The organism is Bacillus mycoides, assembly GCF_000832605.1.
GTDB classification, from domain to species: domain Bacteria; phylum Bacillota; class Bacilli; order Bacillales; family Bacillaceae_G; genus Bacillus_A; species Bacillus_A mycoides.
In genome coordinates this window covers 1539370-1558256 of record NZ_CP009692.1, presented here as the reverse complement: position 1 = coordinate 1558256, position 18887 = coordinate 1539370, and the positions used below count along the sequence as shown (strand labels likewise).

At 37.8% G+C, this 18887-nt stretch carries 15 protein-coding genes and 1 other annotated feature; of the genes, 2 read left to right on the top strand and 13 right to left on the bottom strand.

The annotated features are described in order from the left end of the window. Positions 1 to 9 precede the first annotated feature (9 nt). Both BG05_RS09935 and cymR read right to left on the bottom strand, forming a co-directional pair. Positions 10 to 1155 (bottom strand): cysteine desulfurase family protein, encoded by a 1146-nt coding sequence (locus BG05_RS09935; protein WP_002129219.1) that lies wholly within the window; start codon positions 1153 to 1155, stop codon positions 10 to 12. Between the two features lie 35 nt (positions 1156 to 1190). Then, on the bottom strand, positions 1191 to 1607 hold the full coding sequence (gene cymR, locus BG05_RS09930; protein WP_000704117.1) for a cysteine metabolism transcriptional regulator CymR: 417 nt from the start codon (positions 1605 to 1607) through the stop codon (positions 1191 to 1193). 394 nt (positions 1608 to 2001) lie between these two features. Between cymR and BG05_RS09925 the strand changes: the two genes are divergently transcribed. Both BG05_RS09925 and BG05_RS09920 read left to right on the top strand, forming a co-directional pair. Beyond that, entirely contained in the window at positions 2002 to 3288 is a 1287-nt protein-coding gene (locus BG05_RS09925; protein WP_002167638.1) for a replication-associated recombination protein A, read from the top strand. A gap of 37 nt (positions 3289 to 3325) precedes the next feature. After that, positions 3326 to 3967 (top strand): RsfA family transcriptional regulator, encoded by a 642-nt coding sequence (locus BG05_RS09920; protein ID WP_002034101.1) that lies wholly within the window; start codon positions 3326 to 3328, stop codon positions 3965 to 3967. Between the two features lie 156 nt (positions 3968 to 4123). On the opposite strand, the gene BG05_RS09915 is transcribed toward BG05_RS09920, so the two are convergent. The 11 genes from BG05_RS09915 to BG05_RS09865 form a co-directional block, all read right to left on the bottom strand. After that, complete coding sequence (locus BG05_RS09915) at positions 4124 to 4891, bottom strand: tRNA threonylcarbamoyladenosine dehydratase (protein WP_000903181.1); 768 nt, start codon at positions 4889 to 4891, stop codon at positions 4124 to 4126. 194 nt (positions 4892 to 5085) lie between these two features. Then, positions 5086 to 6861, bottom strand: a complete 1776-nt coding sequence (aspS, locus tag BG05_RS09910; protein WP_002015297.1) for an aspartate--tRNA ligase — start codon at positions 6859 to 6861, stop codon at positions 5086 to 5088. A 12-nt stretch (positions 6862 to 6873) separates the two neighbouring features. Then, positions 6874 to 8145: a histidine--tRNA ligase gene (hisS, locus tag BG05_RS09905; RefSeq protein ID WP_033728251.1), complete on the bottom strand. Its 1272-nt coding sequence runs from the start codon at positions 8143 to 8145 to the stop codon at positions 6874 to 6876. 69 nt (positions 8146 to 8214) lie between these two features. Further along, positions 8215 to 8445 (bottom strand) — a binding site (T-box leader). 54 nt (positions 8446 to 8499) lie between these two features. Then, positions 8500 to 8676 carry a hypothetical protein gene (locus tag BG05_RS31035; RefSeq protein ID WP_001242605.1) on the bottom strand — a complete coding sequence of 59 codons (177 nt, stop codon included), beginning with the start codon at positions 8674 to 8676 and terminating at the stop codon, positions 8500 to 8502. 268 nt (positions 8677 to 8944) lie between these two features. After that, positions 8945 to 9385 carry a D-tyrosyl-tRNA(Tyr) deacylase gene (locus BG05_RS09895; RefSeq protein WP_002015302.1) on the bottom strand — a complete coding sequence of 147 codons (441 nt, stop codon included), beginning with the start codon at positions 9383 to 9385 and terminating at the stop codon, positions 8945 to 8947. Positions 9386 to 9402: 17 nt separating this feature from the next. Then, on the bottom strand, positions 9403 to 11586 hold the full coding sequence (gene relA, locus BG05_RS09890; RefSeq protein ID WP_002167636.1) for a GTP diphosphokinase: 2184 nt from the start codon (positions 11584 to 11586) through the stop codon (positions 9403 to 9405). Positions 11587 to 11797: 211 nt separating this feature from the next. Continuing rightward, the gene (locus BG05_RS09885; RefSeq protein ID WP_002015305.1) at positions 11798 to 12310 is read right to left on the bottom strand and encodes an adenine phosphoribosyltransferase; all 513 of its coding nucleotides are present in this window, start codon (positions 12308 to 12310) and stop codon (positions 11798 to 11800) included. A 65-nt stretch (positions 12311 to 12375) separates the two neighbouring features. Continuing rightward, positions 12376 to 14697 (bottom strand): single-stranded-DNA-specific exonuclease RecJ, encoded by a 2322-nt coding sequence (gene recJ, locus BG05_RS09880; protein WP_003191555.1) that lies wholly within the window; start codon positions 14695 to 14697, stop codon positions 12376 to 12378. 101 nt (positions 14698 to 14798) lie between these two features. Then, positions 14799 to 15692, bottom strand: coding sequence for a cation diffusion facilitator family transporter (locus BG05_RS09875; protein ID WP_002034095.1), 894 nt, complete (start codon positions 15690 to 15692; stop codon positions 14799 to 14801). A 307-nt stretch (positions 15693 to 15999) separates the two neighbouring features. Further along, positions 16000 to 18264 (bottom strand): protein translocase subunit SecDF, encoded by a 2265-nt coding sequence (gene secDF / locus BG05_RS09870; protein WP_003191552.1) that lies wholly within the window; start codon positions 18262 to 18264, stop codon positions 16000 to 16002. 282 nt (positions 18265 to 18546) lie between these two features. Further along, positions 18547 to 18831 carry a post-transcriptional regulator gene (locus BG05_RS09865; RefSeq protein ID WP_002112000.1) on the bottom strand — a complete coding sequence of 95 codons (285 nt, stop codon included), beginning with the start codon at positions 18829 to 18831 and terminating at the stop codon, positions 18547 to 18549. Between the last annotated feature and the right edge of the window lie 56 nt (positions 18832 to 18887).

Genomic DNA, 18887 nt, shown 5'->3' with positions numbered 1-18887 from the left:
CCTCCCATGCTAATTTTGTGTTAATCGCTTCACGATTTTCACTGTTTCGTACGCCGCTTTTTCAATTTGCTCTTTCGTATTTCCAAGTCCGAAACTAAAGCGTACGGATGAACGTATTTGATCGGAGTCTTTTCCGAACATCGCCACTAATACATGTGATGGATCAATCGAACCAGCTGTACAAGCAGAACCACTTGATACTGCAATACCAGCTAAGTCTAGGTTTACAAGAAACGGTTCAATATTCATTCCTGTAAAACTTATATTAAACACATGTGGTAAGCGATATTCCAAGTCTCCGTTTACCTCGAAATGAATGTCCTCATTTTTGAAGACAGATACCATTATATCTTTAAACTCTTCATATTGGGCATTTTTTTGCTCACGAGTTTTTTCAGCTAGCGAAACTGCATGTTGAAGTCCAACAATACTAGGTACATTTTCAGTACCAGCACGACGTTTTCTTTCTTGCTCTCCGCCTATTAATAACGGTTCAAATTTCACATTTGCACCAGCATATAGGAACCCTACACCTTTTGGGCCGTTAATTTTGTGAGCGGAAATCGATAATAAATCAATACCAAACTCTTTCACATCTATTTCTATTAAACCGTAAGCTTGTACAGCATCTGTGTGGAAATAAGCTTGATGCTCTTTTAACAGCTTACCTATTTCCACAATTGGTTGTATTGTCCCTACTTCATTATTCCCGAACATAATAGATACAAGAATCGTCTCTTCCGTTAGTGCCTTTTGTATGTCAGAAACTTGAACACGCCCTGTTTCATCAACAGGTAAATACGTCACTTCAAATCCTTCACGCTCTAACAATTCACACGTATGCAAAATCGCATGATGTTCAATTTGCGTTGTAATAACGTGGTTACCTTTATGACGATTCGCACGCGCTACACCTATAAGTGCTAAATTATCAGCTTCTGTACCACCGCTCGTGAATATAATTTCATTTGGACTCGCGTGAATGCTACGTGCACACACACGTCTCGCCTCATCTACCGCATGGCGCGTTTGACGCCCATAAAAGTGAATACTAGACGGGTTTCCAAATGTTTCTGTCATATATGGAATCATCTTTTCGACCACTTCTGGGTGAGTCGGAGATGTCGCAGCATGATCTAAGTAAATGCGTTCCATTAAATCTCCTTCTTTCCAAATCGTTTCACAAGGAATTAAATGTAAAACATATAGCCCCCGTGATTTTCTTCCTCATAACGTACTAAATCTTCTAAAGTTGTACTATCTAATACTTCTTGCACTGCATCACGAACACGCATCCATAATTGGCGTTGTGCTGGTTCTTCTTCTTCTATCATTTCTACAACACTAATTGGACCCTCTAGTACACGGATTACATCTCCAGCTGTAATGTTGACTGGCTGATCAGATAATACATATCCGCCATATGCACCACGCGTACTCTTTACAAGACGAGCGTTACGAAGTGGTGAAATTAATTGCTCTAAGTAATGCTCAGATAGGTCATGTGCCTGTGCAATTGATTTTAATGAAATTGGGCCTTCACCAAACTTTTTTGCAAGGTCGATCATAATTGTTAAGCCGTAGCGGCCTTTCGTTGAAATCTTCATCTATTTGCACCTCATTTCAAATTTTCACTTCTATTGGTTATATCTTATTTATCCCGCTATTTGCGGGCAGTAAAACTCCCACCTCAAAATTCGGCTGGAGCAAAGAAGTTAGGTGGGGGATGAACAAAACCCCCACTAATTAAAGTTTCACTTTATAAAAGAACACAATTTAAAATCCTATGAAATTATAGCATAATATAGTATTATAAGAAATTTCAACTTGTGTATCAAAATGATAACATAAAATCACATTGAAAAACTCGGAAATTATTACAATTGAAAGAAAAATAGGAATATTCATATTCATCCCCCCCACAAAACAGCATCCTATTTCAAATTTCATCAAAAAAAATGGTACGATAGAATGAGATTATACATTAAGGGAGAGGGTCAAATGAAACAACCACTCGCACATCGAATGCGCCCTACAAATATTCAAGAAATTATCGGACAACAGCATTTAGTTGGTGAAGGCAAGATTTTATGGCGTATGGTCCAAGCAAATCATTTTCAATCAATGATTTTATACGGTCCTCCAGGCACAGGAAAAACATCAATCGCTAGCGCAATTGCAGGAAGTACTGGAACCCTGTTTCGCCTCTTAAACGCTGTTACTCATAATAAAAAAGATATGGAAGTTGTCGTACAGGAAGCGAAGATGCATCGGCACCTCGTTTTAATTTTGGATGAAGTTCATAGGCTAGATAAAGCGAAGCAAGACTTTCTATTACCCCATTTAGAAAGCGGACTTCTTACTTTAATTGGTGCAACGACAAGCAATCCGTTCCATGCTATTAATTCTGCTATTCGAAGTCGTTGTCAAATCTTCGAATTACACGCATTAACAGAAGATGATATTTTAATTGGCTTAAAACGAGCGCTTGAAGATAAAGAAAAAGGGCTTGGGGAATATGATGTAACTGTTACGGATGAAGCATTACATCACTTTGCAAATGCGTCAGGCGGAGATATGCGCTCAGCTTATAATGCACTTGAACTAGCTGTTTTATCTAGCTTTACAACTGACGACAAAGCCGCGGAAATTACACTTGAAATCGCAGAAGAATGCTTACAGAAAAAGAGTTTCGTTCACGACAAAGGTGGCGATGCTCACTATGACGTTTTATCTGCTTTTCAAAAATCAGTACGCGGAAGTGATGTGAACGCCGCACTTCATTATTTAGCACGTCTTATTGAAGCTGGTGACTTACAAAGCATCGGTAGACGTCTGCTTATTATGGCATATGAAGATATCGGACTTGCTAGCCCACAAGCTGGACAACGTACACTTGCAGCGATTGAATCAGCTGAACGGGTCGGCTTCCCAGAGGCACGCATACCACTTGCAAATGCTGTTATTGAACTTTGTCTATCACCGAAATCAAACTCGGCCTATAAAGCACTCGATGCCGCACTACACGATTTACGTAATGGCCAAACAGGCGATATTCCAAGTCATTTAAAAGATAGTCATTATAAAGGAGCCGAATCGTTAGGAAGAGGCATCGGATACTTATATCCACACGATCACCCAAACGGTTGGGTACAACAACAATACTTACCTGATAAAATTAAAAACAAGCAATATTATAAACCGAAAACGACAGGAAAATTTGAACAAGTACTTTCTACTGTTTATGAAAGATTACAAAGTTCGCATAAAACGAAGAATAAAGGGTAATATAAGCGAAAACGTCACCATTACGGAGGGTTCGCTTATGAAAACACGTCAAGATGCATGGACAAAAGAAGACGATCTCCTTTTAGCAGAAACTGTTTTACGACATATTCGCAGCGGAAGTACACAAATAAAAGCATTCGATGAAGTTGGTGATACATTAAACCGAACTTCAGCAGCTTGTGGCTTTAGATGGAATGCTGAAGTAAGACCATATTATGAAGATGCGGTGCAAATCGCAAAAAAACAACGTAAAGAATTAAAGCGTTCGGAAGCTAAAATAGAAAAAGAGCAGTTCACACAAACTCGGCAGCTCGTAATCGATGCCGAGTTTTCAGAAGATATTGTCCCAAATAAACAAGATCTTACAATGCAAAATGTCATCTCATTTTTGCAAAACTTGGAGCACAATAACCCTTCACTCGCAAAGTTACAAACTGAAAATGACGTATTACAAGATCAGCTCACTTCCCTGCAAAAAATGAATAATGAACTTGAAGCAAAATTAGCTGTTCTCACAAAAAAACAACAAGCAATCGAAGAAGATTATGCAATGCTTGTTAGAATTATGGATCGTGCTCGAAAACTTGTTTCGGTCGAAGAACAAGAAGAGCAAATTGCTCCGATTTTCAAAACCGATCAAAATGGAAATTTAGATATTATATATTCTGCAGAAAACTAAAAACAGGGATGCCACTTTTTCAACTAAGTGACATCCCTGTTTATTTTCCCTTAGTGAAAAAGCACCACAGTAAATGAAATTATATTAACGATTCGACATCGACATTTCTTTAAAACATACAAAAAGCATATATCCTAAACGATATATGCTTCCTTTTTATTCTTGCCCTACACGCTTCACTTCTACGTTTTTAATACGCTCACGTACAACGTGACTTGCCATAATTAAACCAGCCACAGATGGTACGAACGCATTTGAAGAAGGTGGTAATTTCGCTTTACGAATTTTTGCATTTTCGTCTGGTACGATTTCTTTACGTACTTCTTCACGAATTACGATTGGGTTTTCGTCAGAGAAGACAACTTTTACACCTTTTTTAATACCATCTTTACGAAGCTTCGTACGAATTACTTTCGCAATTGGATCTGTATGTGTTTTAGAAATGTCCGCAATACGGAAACGAGTTGGGTCCATTTTATTTGCCGCACCCATACATGAGATAATTTTGATTTTACGACGTAAACATTGTTTAATTAAATGAATTTTGAACGTAATCGTATCAGATGCATCTACTACGAAATCTAAACCGTGTTTAAAGAACTCTTCATATGTTTCATCTGTATAAAACATCTCTAGTCCAATTACTTCACACTCTGGATTAATATCTGCAATACGCTCTTTCATTAATTCTACTTTTGAACGTCCTACAGTAGATACTAACGCGTGAATTTGACGGTTTACGTTTGTAATATCTACAACATCTTTGTCAACTAATACAAGACGTCCTACGCCAGAACGTGCTAACGCTTCTGCCGAAAATGATCCTACGCCGCCAATACCTAAAATACCGACTGTACTATTTTTTAATATTTCAAGGCCTTCTTTTCCAAAGGCTAATTCATTACGTGAAAATTGATGTAACATTCAGCTCTACACTCCTATTACAAAAATGGTCTACCATGTATTCTAGCCTTTTTCCGACTATTTGTATAGAAAAAGTTATAGAATTCCTAAAAATACATATTTCAAACAAGGAAAACATAATGTAAACCGGACTTTTTAAACAACCTCTATAAAAAAGCCTAGATGGGGTTAGTATAACCATCTAGACTCTATTCTTACTTCTCTTCTTTCAAGCTCAATTTTAAGCTTAGCTCTTCAAGCTGAGCTTCTGCAACTGGGCTTGGCGCTTCTGTTAATAAGCAGCTTGCGCTTGCTGTTTTCGGGAATGCAATTGTATCACGAAGGTTCGTACGACCTGCAAGTAACATAACAAGACGGTCTAAACCTAATGCGATTCCGCCGTGTGGTGGTGTACCGTATTCGAATGCTTCTAATAAGAATCCGAATTGTTCTTGTGCTTCTTCTTGTGAGAATCCAAGTGCTTTGAACATTTTTTCTTGTACGTCACGCTCGTAAATACGAAGTGATCCACCACCAAGCTCATAACCGTTTAATACAAGGTCATATGCTTGTGCACGTGCTTTTTCTGGTGCTGTTTCTAATAACTCAACGTCTTCACGGAATGGCATTGTGAATGGGTGGTGAGCTGCGAAGTAACGATCTGCATCTTCATCGTACTCAAGAAGTGGCCAATCAGTTACCCATAGGAAGTTAAATTTACTTTCGTCAATTAACTCAAGTTCTTTACCTAGACGTAAACGAAGTGCACCTAAGCTATCTGCAACAACACTTTTCTTATCTGCTACGAATAGTAATAAGTCACCAGCATCCGCTTCTAATGTACTCATTAACACGTTTGCCTCTTCTTCACCGAAGAATTTCGCAATCGGTCCTTTTAAGCCGTCTTCTTCAACTTTAAGCCAAGCTAGACCTTTTGCACCGTATACTTTGGCGAATTCAGTTAATGCATCGATGTCTTTACGAGAGTATTTGCTCGCTGCACCTTTTGCGTTAATCGCTTTTACTTGTCCGCCGTTTTCTACAGCACTTGTAAATACTTTAAATCCACAACCTACTGCAAATTCAGATAGGTCTTTTAGTTCCATTTCAAAGCGTGTATCCGGCTTATCAGAACCAAAGCGAGCCATTGCATCAGCATATTTCATACGAGGGAATGGTGCACTAACTTCTACACCTTTTGCATCCTTCATGACTTTCGTCATCATACGCTCCATCATTTCTAAAATTTCATCTTGTGTTAAGAATGATGCCTCGATATCAATTTGCGTGAATTCCGGTTGACGGTCCGCACGTAAATCTTCGTCACGGAAACAACGTGCTACTTGATAGTAACGCTCAAATCCACCGACCATAAGAAGCTGTTTAAATAGCTGCGGAGATTGAGGTAATGCATAAAATTCACCATCATGCACACGGCTTGGTACTAAATAGTCGCGAGCTCCTTCTGGCGTGCTCTTCGTTAAAATTGGTGTTTCAACTTCTAAGAACTCTTCTGTATCTAAGAAGTTACGAATTGTTTTCGTTACGTCATGACGCATTTTGAATGTGTTGAACATTGCAGGACGACGTAAGTCTAAGTAACGATATTTTAAACGCACATCTTCTGATGCATCTGTATCATCAGCAATAATGATTGGCGTTGTTTTCGCTGCGTTTAATACATTTACTTTCGATGCTTGTACTTCAATACGACCAGTTGCCATATTATCATTAATTGCGCCTTCACCACGTTCAACAACTGTACCTTCTACGTGCAATACGTATTCGCTACGAATCGTTTCTGCTACTTCTAACGCTTCTTTTGATGTTTCTGGATTAAATACAACTTGTACGATACCTGTACGGTCACGTAAGTCGATAAAGATTAATCCACCTAAATCACGGCGTTTTTGTACCCAACCTTTTAATTGAACTGTTTGTCCAACCGCTTCTACTGTTACTTTTCCGCATGCATGTGTTCTTTCAGCCACTTTAAGTTCCCCCTATATTAATTTCTCTGCTACATATGAAGCAAATACATCTAACGCTACTTCTTCTTGTCCGCCTGTTGCCATATCTTTTAAGTTAATGATGCCTTTATCTAGCTCATCTTCCCCTAATACAGCTACGTATTTCGCATTTAAACGATCTGCAGATTTAAATTGTGCTTTCATTTTGCGATCTAAATAATCTTTTTCAACTGATAATCCAGCTTTACGAAGATCGAACGCAACTTTTGCAGCACGGTCTTTCGCTTTTTCACCAAGTGCTACAACGTAACAATCAATACTATGTTCAATTGGTAACTCAATATTTTCAGCCTTCAGCGCCATAATTAAACGCTCAATACTCATCGCAAAACCGATACCTGGCATTTCCGGTCCACCGATTTCTTGTACAAGTCCGTTATAACGGCCACCGCCACTTAATGTTGTGATAGCACCGAAACCTTCTGCCTCACTCATAATTTCAAAAACAGTGTGTTGGTAGTAGTCTAAACCACGTACTAAATTCGGATCTTTCTCAAATGGAACATCCATCATCGTTAGTAGTTCTTGTACTTTGTCGTAGTATACTGCTGAATCTTCGTTTAAGTATTCTGTAATAGATGGTGCTGTCCCCATTAATTCATGGTTACGGTCCTTCTTACAATCTAAAATACGAAGAGGGTTCTTTTCTAAACGAGATTGGCAGTCAGAACAGAACTCACCGATACGTGGCTCGAAGTGTGCGATTAACGCATCACGGTGCGCTTGACGGCTCGCTGCATCACCTAAGCTGTTTAATACAACTTTAATATTTTTTAAGCCCATGCCGCGGTAAAACTCTACAGCAAGTGCAATTACTTCTGCATCAATCGCAGGATCGTTACTACCGATTGCTTCAATACCGAATTGTACGAATTGACGATAGCGACCTGCTTGTGGTCTTTCGTAACGGAACATTTGACCAATATAGTATAATTTCGTTGGTTGTGTTGCATCACCGAACATTTTGTTTTCAACGTAAGAACGTACAACAGGTGCAGTACCTTCTGGACGTAATGTTAAACTACGCTCTCCACGATCTTGGAATGAGTACATTTCTTTTTGTACGATATCTGTCGTATCACCAACACCACGTAAAAATAGCTCAGTGTGTTCAAAAATTGGTGTACGAATTTCTTTATAATTGTAACGACGGCAAATTTCGCGTGCTTGCCCTTCGATATACTGCCATAACTCAACGCTACCTGGAAGAATATCTTGCGTTCCGCGTGGGATTTGAATAGACATATTCAGTTCCTCCTCAAATTGTTTTAATCTTAATAAAAATAAAAAAACTCCCGCCTCTACTGTTTGAACAGTAGGGACGAGAGTATTATACCCGTGGTGCCACCCTAATTGAAGCACGTATGCTTCCACTTTTTTAATAACGCTTAAATTTGCGTTCATCTCTACTAAGCATATATGCCGTTCAAGTTGAAACCTCTAGAGTGTCATTCAATCAGTCATCATGCAGAAATGTTTTCAGCCTAAGACATTTCTTCTCTTTCCATGTGTGTCTCATTTACTCTTCTCTATCAACGGTTATATTCATATGTAAATATAAAATTACTATACGTTTGTTGAGTAGGATTGTCAAGTACTCTAAGAGCGCTCAATCTGCTTCTTTAGACGCTTTACATCTTGAAGAGAAATCCCAAACTCAGAAGCGAGCTCCATTGAAGTATTGTTTTGCTCTTTTGAAATAAAATCATGAAAATTTACGTTAAACAGTTGATTTGCACCATTTGTAACAGAATGCCCTTTTTCATTCATACGCATACGTATATCCCTCACATTCAATATAGATGTTTTACTTTTTATTGTTCCATATTGATGAAAGAGTTATACATAACCGAAACAGCTATTGATTCCAAATAAAGTGAAACTTTAATGAATAGGGGTTTTGTCCATCGCCACTCATTATTAGCCCTCACTAATCAGGCTTTTACGAGCAGTGGATCTCCCACAAATAGCGGGATAAATGAACAAAACATACAACAATGTATGAAAAAAGAGAGGACCTATAATCCTCTCTTCTTGGGCAACACTATTTACTTTCTACAATTAAGGTCACCGGACCATCATTGATTAAAGAAACGTCCATCATTGCTCCGAACTGTCCTGTCTCCACATGCAGTCCTTGTTTACGAACTTCTTCATTAAAGAAATCATATAAATGTTCTGCATAATCAGGTTTCGCAGCATCCATAAAGTTTGGACGTCTTCCTTTACGGCAATCTCCGTATAATGTAAATTGCGAAATAGATAGAACTTGTCCCTTCATATCAAGTACAGAGTGGTTCATCTTTCCGCTCTCATCTTCAAAAATACGTAGGTTTGCAATTTTTTCTGCGATATAAGTTGCATCTTTTTCTGTATCTTCATGCGTAATGCCAACTAGTAATGTTAAACCGAATGGAATTTGTCCTACAATCTCGCCATCTACTGTGACAGACGCTTCCTTTGATCGTTGTAAAACAACTCTCATCTTTTCTACACTCCCTATTAATGCATCATGCGTCGTACGGCATAAATTTCTGGAACGCGTTTAATGCGCTCTACTACTTTTTTCAAGTGTTGTAAGTTTCGAATAGAAATCGACATGTTAATCGTTGCCATCTTATTACGATCACTTCTACCAGAAACAGCTGAGATATACGTCTTCGTTTCTGTAACAGCTTGTAATACTTCATTCAATAAACCACGACGATCATAGCCTGAAATTTCAATATCAACATTGTACTCAATTTCTTTTTCAGGACTACCTTCCCAATCTACTTCTAATAAACGCTCCACCGCTTCTTCTGTATGCACATTGACGCAATCGCAACGGTGAATTGATACGCCTCGACCTTTCGTAATATACCCAACGATATCATCGCCTGGAACTGGGTTACAGCATTTTGATAAACGAATTAACAAATTATCTGCACCACTTACCTTTACACCAGAATCCCATTTTCGAATTTTCATCGGTTTACGAACTTCTTTAACTTCAACGATGTCTTCTTCTTCACGTTGTTTACGGAACTTGTCCGTTAGTCGCGTAACAATTTGCGCTGCTGTAATTCCGTTATATCCAACTGCTGCAAACATATCTTCTTCATTTGCAAAGTTAAACTTCTCAGCGACACGTTTTAAATTATCAAGCGCTAATACTTCTTTCATCTCATACTCTAAGCCACGCACTTCTTTTTCAACAAGTTCACGGCCTTTTTCAATATTTTCATCTCTACGTTGTTTCTTAAAGAATTGACGTATTTTATTTTTCGCATGAGATGTTTGAGCAAGCTTTACCCAATCTTGACTTGGACCATACGAATGTTTCGATGTTAAAATTTCAATGATGTCACCAGTTTTCAACTTATAATCAAGCGTCACCATTTTCCCATTTACTTTTGCACCAATTGTCTTGTTTCCAATTTCCGAATGGACACGATACGAAAAATCAATTGGAACAGAGCCAAGTGGTAATTCCATTACATCGCCTTTTGGTGTAAAGACGAATACCATGTCAGAGAATAAATCAATTTTTAATGACTCCATAAATTCTTCTGCATTAGAAGCTTCATTTTGCCATTCTAATATTTGACGGAACCAAGTTAGTTTCTTCTCTAATGTACCCGTTGTTTCTGCTGCTTTACCTTCTTTATACGCCCAATGTGCCGCGATTCCGAATTCTGCAATCTCATGCATTTCTTTCGTACGAATTTGCACTTCTAGCGGATCACCTTTTGGTCCAATTACAGTCGTATGAAGAGATTGATATAAATTTGCTTTCGGCATTGCAATATAATCTTTAAAACGACCTGGCATTGGTTTCCAGCACGTATGAATAATTCCAAGCACCGCATAGCAATCTTTAATACTATTCACAACGACACGTACAGCTAGTAAATCGTAAATTTCATTGAATTGTTTATTTTGCAATGCCATTTTACGATAAATACTGTAAATATGTTTTGGTCTTCCAGAAATCTCAGGTTGAATTGAAACCTCTTTTAATTTCTCGCGAATGCCAGTCATTACTTCATCTAAATATTCTTCACGCTCTGCACGTTTACGCTTCATTAAATTCACAATACGATAATATTGCTGCGGGTTTAAATAGCGAAGTGACGTATCCTCTAACTCCCATTTAATAGTACTAATTCCGAGTCTATGTGCTAAAGGTGCAAAGATTTCTAACGTTTCATTTGCAATGCGACGCTGCTTCTCTTGAGGCAAATGTTTCAATGTACGCATGTTATGAAGACGATCAGCTAGTTTAATTAAAATAACTCGAATATCTTGAGCCATTGCAATAAACATTTTGCGATGGTTTTCTGCTTGTTGCTGCTCATGGGATTTGTATTTAATCTTTCCAAGCTTTGTAACACCATCGACAAGCATAGCGATTTCTTTATTAAATTCCCGTTCAATGTCTTCTAATGTAATTTCTGTATCTTCCACTACATCATGTAAGAAACCTGCCGATACTGTAGCCGGATCCATGTGTAAATCAACTAAAATACCTGCAACTTGAATTGGGTGAATAATATATGGTTCACCCGATTTTCTATATTGTTCGCTATGTGCATCACGCGCATATTCATAGGCACGTGCCACTAGCTCAATATCTTCATCCGCTAAATATTGACTTGCTTTCTCGAGTACCTGTTCAGCTGTTAGTACTTGCTCATTTGCCATCGAATCACCTTTTATTGAAAATTGACTTTATCTTTATTGAATAGAATAAATTATATTCTATCATTATAACCCAATGATTGTGAATTGTGAAAAGGAAAAGATTTTACTGACATTTCACCATGTTTTTTTGTGCAATTATACAAAAGTACCCGCTCCTCTCCAAGAGATTCACGGGTACTTTTTTATCACCGTAGTTTCACCTATATAATGATTAGTATTTTTCTAATACTAATACATCGTAACCATCTAACATTTTACGACCATCTAAGTAAGTAAGCTCTACTAAAAATGCAATTCCTGCTACAACTCCACCAAGTTCTTCAACTAGTTTAATTGTCGCTTCGATTGTTCCACCTGTAGCTAATAAGTCATCTGTAATTAATACACGTTGGCCGGGCTTAATTGCATCTTTATGGATTGTTAAAACATCCGTTCCATATTCTTTACCGTAGTCAACTGTAATTACTTCACGTGGTAATTTTCCTAATTTACGAACTGGTGCGAAACCTACTTCTAATGCATAAGAAACTGGGCAACCAATAATAAAACCACGCGCTTCTGGTCCTACTACAACATCAATGTCTCTTTTATTTGCATACTCAACGATTGCATCTGTTGCTGCTTTATATGCTTTTCCGTCGTTCATTAAAGGTGTAATGTCTTTAAACACAATACCTTCTTTCGGATAATCTGGTACAATTGCGATATGTTGCTTGAAATCCATATTTCTGAATCCTCCTCAGATATAAAAGGTTTGTAAATACAAATCCTTTACCCTAACTGTTCTACTTATTTATGATCACGAATCGTTTCAAACCATGTATATAGTTGCTGATATGTGCTATAAACCAATTCTTTCTCTAATTGTAAGTGGTTCATTTTCTCACGATATGTGTTCGATTCAATTAAATCACGCTTTTGTTTTTTGTCTGCCATAAAAATGACACCGTCTTTTATTGTAACAAATTCTAACTCAAAAAACACCTGTGTCATGAAATTTACTGTATCTTTTGACCAACCTTTATGACGACACAGTTGTTCCCCATATTGCCTTAAAGAAAATGGTGTTTTTTGGCTTAAGAAAGAATAGTACCATTTAAAATGTTCCCTCGTTGGGACCGTACTAAATAAATGATTATTCTCTTGATAAAATAGCGTGTAAATTCGAGCTGGGAATCCAGCCTTAAATACATCACCTAATTCATCTGTTCCTTTCGGCAAATCAAGTAGCACAATGTATTGATCATCAAAATGAGCTACCTCTGATGCATGCACGAGCTGTTCTTTATAGCCTTCTAAAGAAAATTTATTCAATACCTCTTCAGAAAAATACACCAATGTTATTTTTTCTTTCGGAAGTTCTGCTAAATTTGCTTCTACATTACGCATACTACGCCAGTCAAATAATTGCCATGCCTCTACAGCAATATCTTGCACCATTAATTGCGGCTTTTTAAAGTTATTCCATTCATTAATGGACACTTCTCCTACTACAGAAACCTTCGCAACTGGAGAGATTTCTTTCGCATAAGTACCAAATCCAAATCCAATCGTGTCCAGTGTTGCTTGTCCATCACGAAGAGCCATTTTTAAATGCGAACCATCAGATCCAATTGCACGGATACTTTCTAATTCGGCATCTTTCACCGCAATACGCGGTTTCGGATTTCCTACGCCAAATGGCGCTAACTTTTGCATATCCTCAATCGCGGCAAGCGTTACATCCTCTACTTTACAAAATGCATCCACTGCTGTAATCGGAATAAAATCTTCTGCTGTTAAAATTACATCTGCTTGCTCATTTAACCTGCGTCTTAATTCATCCACATCATTCATATTAAGCGTCATTCCCGCTGCCATCGGATGACCTCCGAAATGCGGTAACAATTCACGGCAATCTGAAAGGTTTGCAAACAAATCAAATCCTGCAATACTACGAGCCGATCCCTTTGCTGTTTCTTTATGAGGATCAATGCTTAATACAATCGTTGGACGATAAAAACGTTCAACTAACTTAGAAGCGACAATTCCAATTACCCCTGGATTCCAACCTTCTTTTGCAAGGACTAATACTTTATTTTCTTCTGGCGGGAAATTATTTTCGACTTCAGCGATAGCTTCTTCAGTAATTTGCTTTACAATATCTTTTCGAAGTTTGTTCAGCTCATCAATTTCTTCAGCTAGCTCTTTCGCTTCCTCTGGATCTTCTGATAATAAAAGGTGTACAGCAGGTGTTGCATCTTCCAAACGACCAACTGCATTAATACGAGGTGCGAGTGCGAACCCGATGCTTTCTTCTGTAATTTCGCTTTGCGAAACGTTAGCAACTTTAAATAACGCCTTTAAACCGATATTCCGAGTCATTCGCATATGCTTCAGTCCACGCTGTACTAACAATCTATTTTCACCATGAAGCGATACTAAATCGGCTACCGTACCGATTACTGCAATTTCCAACAAATGCTCTGGCACACGGCCCAAAAGTGCATGTGCAACTTTAAATGCAACACCAACACCCGCTAAATAATGAAACGGATAAACACCGCCTTCTAATTTCGGGTGAATAATCGCAAGTGCCTCTGGTAATTCTGGTGGTGGCTCATGATGATCTGTAATAATAAGATCTATTCCAAGTTCCTTCGCTACCTTCGCTTCATGTACCGCTGCGATACCAGTATCGACAGTAATAATTAGTGAGAACCCTGCACTGTGCGCCCAACGAAACGCTTCTTCATTTGGCCCATAGCCTTCAGTAAAACGATTTGGAATATAAAACTCTACTTCTGCACCTAATTCTTTGAGAGCAAGATATAACACAGTCGTACTACTTACTCCGTCCGCATCGTAATCGCCAAATATTAATATTTGTTCTCCATTTTCAATAGCTTTTTTCACACGTTCTACAGTCCGATCCATTCCTTCAAGTAAAAATGGATCATGAAATTCTTGATCTGCTGTATTTAAAAAGTCTGCAATCTTATCTTCTGTATTTAAGCCTCTGCCAAGAAATAATGAAGTCACAAGAGGTGATAGTTGCAATTTATTTGCTAATTCACTCACTAGTTCCTCATTATATTCTTTTTCTTTCCAACGCGTCTTCGGTTGTAACACGAAATCACCCCTTAACCTATCCATTATACAAGACAGATTAAGGGGTGACAATATAATGCAAACTACGATTCGATATCTATATAATTAAATATCTGTTATGTTTAATTTGGAGAATACGGATTAATATGTACAAAAACGTTTTGTACGTTATCTTGTTTCATAAGTTTTTCTTTTACATGTTTTCCGATGCGGTGCCCTTCTTCTACAGTGATATATGGATCTACAGATACTTTAATATCGACAATAACATAGTGGCCATGTTCTCTTGCATATAAAGAGCCGATTTTTTTCACACCTTCCACTTGAAAAACTGCCTCCCTAAGCGGAACAACATCTTCTTCATGCAGAACATGATCGAGCGTTGCATGAATAGCTTCTGCTCCAATACTCCATGCCATCTTAGCAACGAGAATTGAAACAAATAATCCCGCAATTGGATCGGCATATACAAGCCAATCTATACCTAACTTACCGCCGATAATAGCTGCACAAATGCCGATTAAAGCTGCAATTGAAGAAAACACATCCGAACGATGTTCATATGCATTTGCAATAATTGCAGCACTATTTATCCTCTTCCCTAATCGATATTTATACTGAAACATCCCTTCTTTCACTACAATCGAAAGAATAACTGCAAAAATCGTAATTCCTTTTGGTGGTTCCAAATCTTGTGAAAAAGCTTTTATAGACGAAATCGCTATCTCTATTCCAACAATAAATAATAATACCGCAACAATAATCGCTGAAATCGATTCCGCTTTACCATGACCATACGGATGATCTTCATCAGGCGGTTGCTTTGCCGCTCGTAATCCAAAAAGTACAGCTAACGAGCCAATTACATCTGATCCAGAATGCACTGCATCCGCTAAAAGTGCCTTACTGTTTCCAATATAACCAATTACCGCTTTTACAATCGCTAATATAATATTACCAACGATTCCGACAATAGCACCAAACTCGGCCTGTTTAAAACGTTCATCTTTTTCCATAATTGAAATCCCTTCTTTTCTTAACCTATCTTTTTATCCCGCTATTTGCGGGCAGTAAGCCCCCCACCTCAAAATCCGGCAAATACAAGGAAGTTAGGTGGGAGATCAACTGCCCGTAAAAGCCCGATTGGTGAGGGCTAATAATAAGTAGGGATGAACAAAACCCCCACTTATTAAAGTTTCACTTTATTTTAACAAAATCAGCGATAACATCACCACTTTATTCCATTTCATTCTTTCAAAAGTTGCTATCTTATTGTATCCACAAACGAAAAAAGAGATGCCTCATAATGAGACATCATCTTTTTTATACTTGCGGTTCAGGTTCTTCTTTCTCAACCTTCTTCTTGTTTTTGCCCTTTTTCAAACGACGGTTTTCAAGCATTAACCAAATTTGAGAAGCAACGAAAATAGAAGAGTACGTACCTACAACTAATCCAATTAATAATGCAAGTGAGAAGTTACGCAGTGATTCACTACCGAAAATAAGTAGTGTGATTACTGGGAATAACACTGTTAACACTGTATTAATTGAACGACCAATTGTTTGACGAATACTTGAGTTTACGATTTCTTCTAAATCTTTTATGTCGCGAACTCGTTTTTTCTGTTTGTATAACTCACGGTTTCTATCAAACGTAACAATCGAGTCATTGATAGAGTAACCAATAATCGTTAATACCGCAGCGATAAACGTTAAGTCTACCTCTATCTGGAAAAGACTAAATACAACAATCATAACGAATGCATCATGTAATAATGCGATTACTGCAGATACTGCGTACGTAAGACGGAAACGAATACTTACGTATAAAACGATTACTGCAGAAGCAATTAGTACTGCGATAAATGCATTTCGTGCAATCTCTTTACCGATTGTCGGCGAAACTGTACTTACATTCGGATCTGTACCGTATTTATCGTGGAAGAATGTTTTTGTTTTCGCAATTTCATCTTTCGATAGAACACCTACTGTACGAACTGCGAAACCTTTATTGTCATCTCCGGTCGGTACAATATCTTCTTCCTTCACATCGATGTTCAATTCTTTCAAATCTTTATGAACATTAGAAACAGTAGTTGCTTGTTTTGATTGCAAGTCGATACGTGTACCACTTGCAAAGTCAATACCAAGATTCATTTTGAAAATCGGTAATATAATTGCCCCAGCAATTACAACTACAATTGAGAATAAGAAAAATTTATGACCGATATTTACGAAGTTAATACGATCAAATCTCGTCGGTGGATGTACTACACCTTTTGTTAATGGAATAATATCCTTTTCCTTAACACCAAAGTAAGATAGTTTCTTATCAAAGTAACGGCTCTTTACAAGTAAACCTAGTAAGAAACGAGTACCGAATACGTTCGTAATGAAACCAACTAAAATACTTACGATTAAACTTGTTGCGAATCCTTTTACAGAGCTATTACCGTAAGCGAATAATACACCAGCTGCTGCAATTGTTGTAATGTTCGCATCTAAAATTGTCGCTAATGAACGATGGTTACCAGCACGGAATGCTGACATCATCGACTTACCAATTTTAAGCTCTTCCTTCAATCTCTCGTACGTAATGATATTCGCATCAACTGCGATACCAACCCCGAGCACTAATGCCGCAATACCCGGTAACGTAAGAACTGCATGCATCCAGTTAAAGACAAGTAATGTAACGAAAATGTATAAACCTAACATAATAACCGCTACAAGTCCTGGTAAACGGTAGAATACAAGCATGAATAAGAAGATAATAGCAATACCGATCGCACTAGCGAAAATCGTTTGCTCTAATGCTTGTTGACCAAATTTCGCTCCAACAGATGTTGAATACATTTCTTTTAAATCAACAGGAAGTGCACCTGCATTTAATAAAGATGAAAGTTCTTTCGCACTTTCAACTGTAAAGTTTCCACCTACGATAGATACTTCAGCTTGGTTAAATACTTGGCTTACTGTTGCTGCTGATAAAAACTTCGGATTCGGTTTTGCAGATTCTGCTTTATATGAATCTTTTCCTTCTTCAAAATCAAGCCAAATTACCATTAAATTCGTTGGTGGTGGCATTTTTGAAATCTTTTCAGTTACTTCACGGAATTTTTCAGCGCTTTTTAGTGTAAGACCTACGCTCGCACGGCCTTGCTCATCAAATGTTTGCTTCGCTCCGCCGCCTTTTAAATCCGTTCCGTCCATAAGAAGGTTATCATCCACATCACGGAATGTTAGTTTCGCTTGTGTTGATAACATTTCACGTGCTTTTTGCTGATCTTGTACACCAGCAAGCTGTACACGAATTCGATCTTCCCCTTCGATTTGAATGTTCGGCTCACTTACACCAAGAACATTGACACGATTTTCAAGAGCACCTACTGTACTTACAAGTGCATCACGATCGATTTTATCACCTTTTTTGGCTGGTTTTACTTCATACAGAATTTCAAAACCACCGCGAAGGTCTAGTCCTAGACTAATTCCTTTTGCTATGTCTTTTCCTGCCGCACCAATTACTCCACCAATTAATAAAACGATGAGGAAAAAGGCGGCAATTCTTGTACCACGCTTTGCCATATGTACCCTCTTTCTGCTACTAACACTTTCAATAAATCTCTTACGATTCATTTTCGCACGTGTGCATACGCCTAGTTAGTAGACTTACTTTCTATAAAATACATGTATTTCCGCTAGTTCATCACTAGCTGTGTCGGTAAGCTTTTCACAATACCTACACTATTCATTATTTATTTTTCCTCTTCACTACCTCCTTTATATATAATCTTAGACATAATTAATTCCTCTTTATCAATACCTATCATTATACTGCAAAAGGAAGAACAAACCAATTACAGTCGGTTATTTATTTTCATATTCATCAAACGACCAAAGTGGTGCTTGATATGCTTCAACAGTTAAATAATTCATATATTCATTAGTACTTACTCTTAATACATCATTTACTAATTCATATAACCTAACATCACTATCTATCTTTTTCCACTTTTTCGCCTTGAGAAACTTCCAAATATCATTATCTGTCACTCGGTCGTAACCGAACATTTGAAACTCTTCTACTTTACTTTCTAAAACGACTTGTAACTGTCCGCGGTATGATTCTACCAAAGCCTCTTTATCCAACATATATAACATCTCCTTCTTATTTCAGCACGAAAAGTCGCTTTTAATCCCGCTCTAAT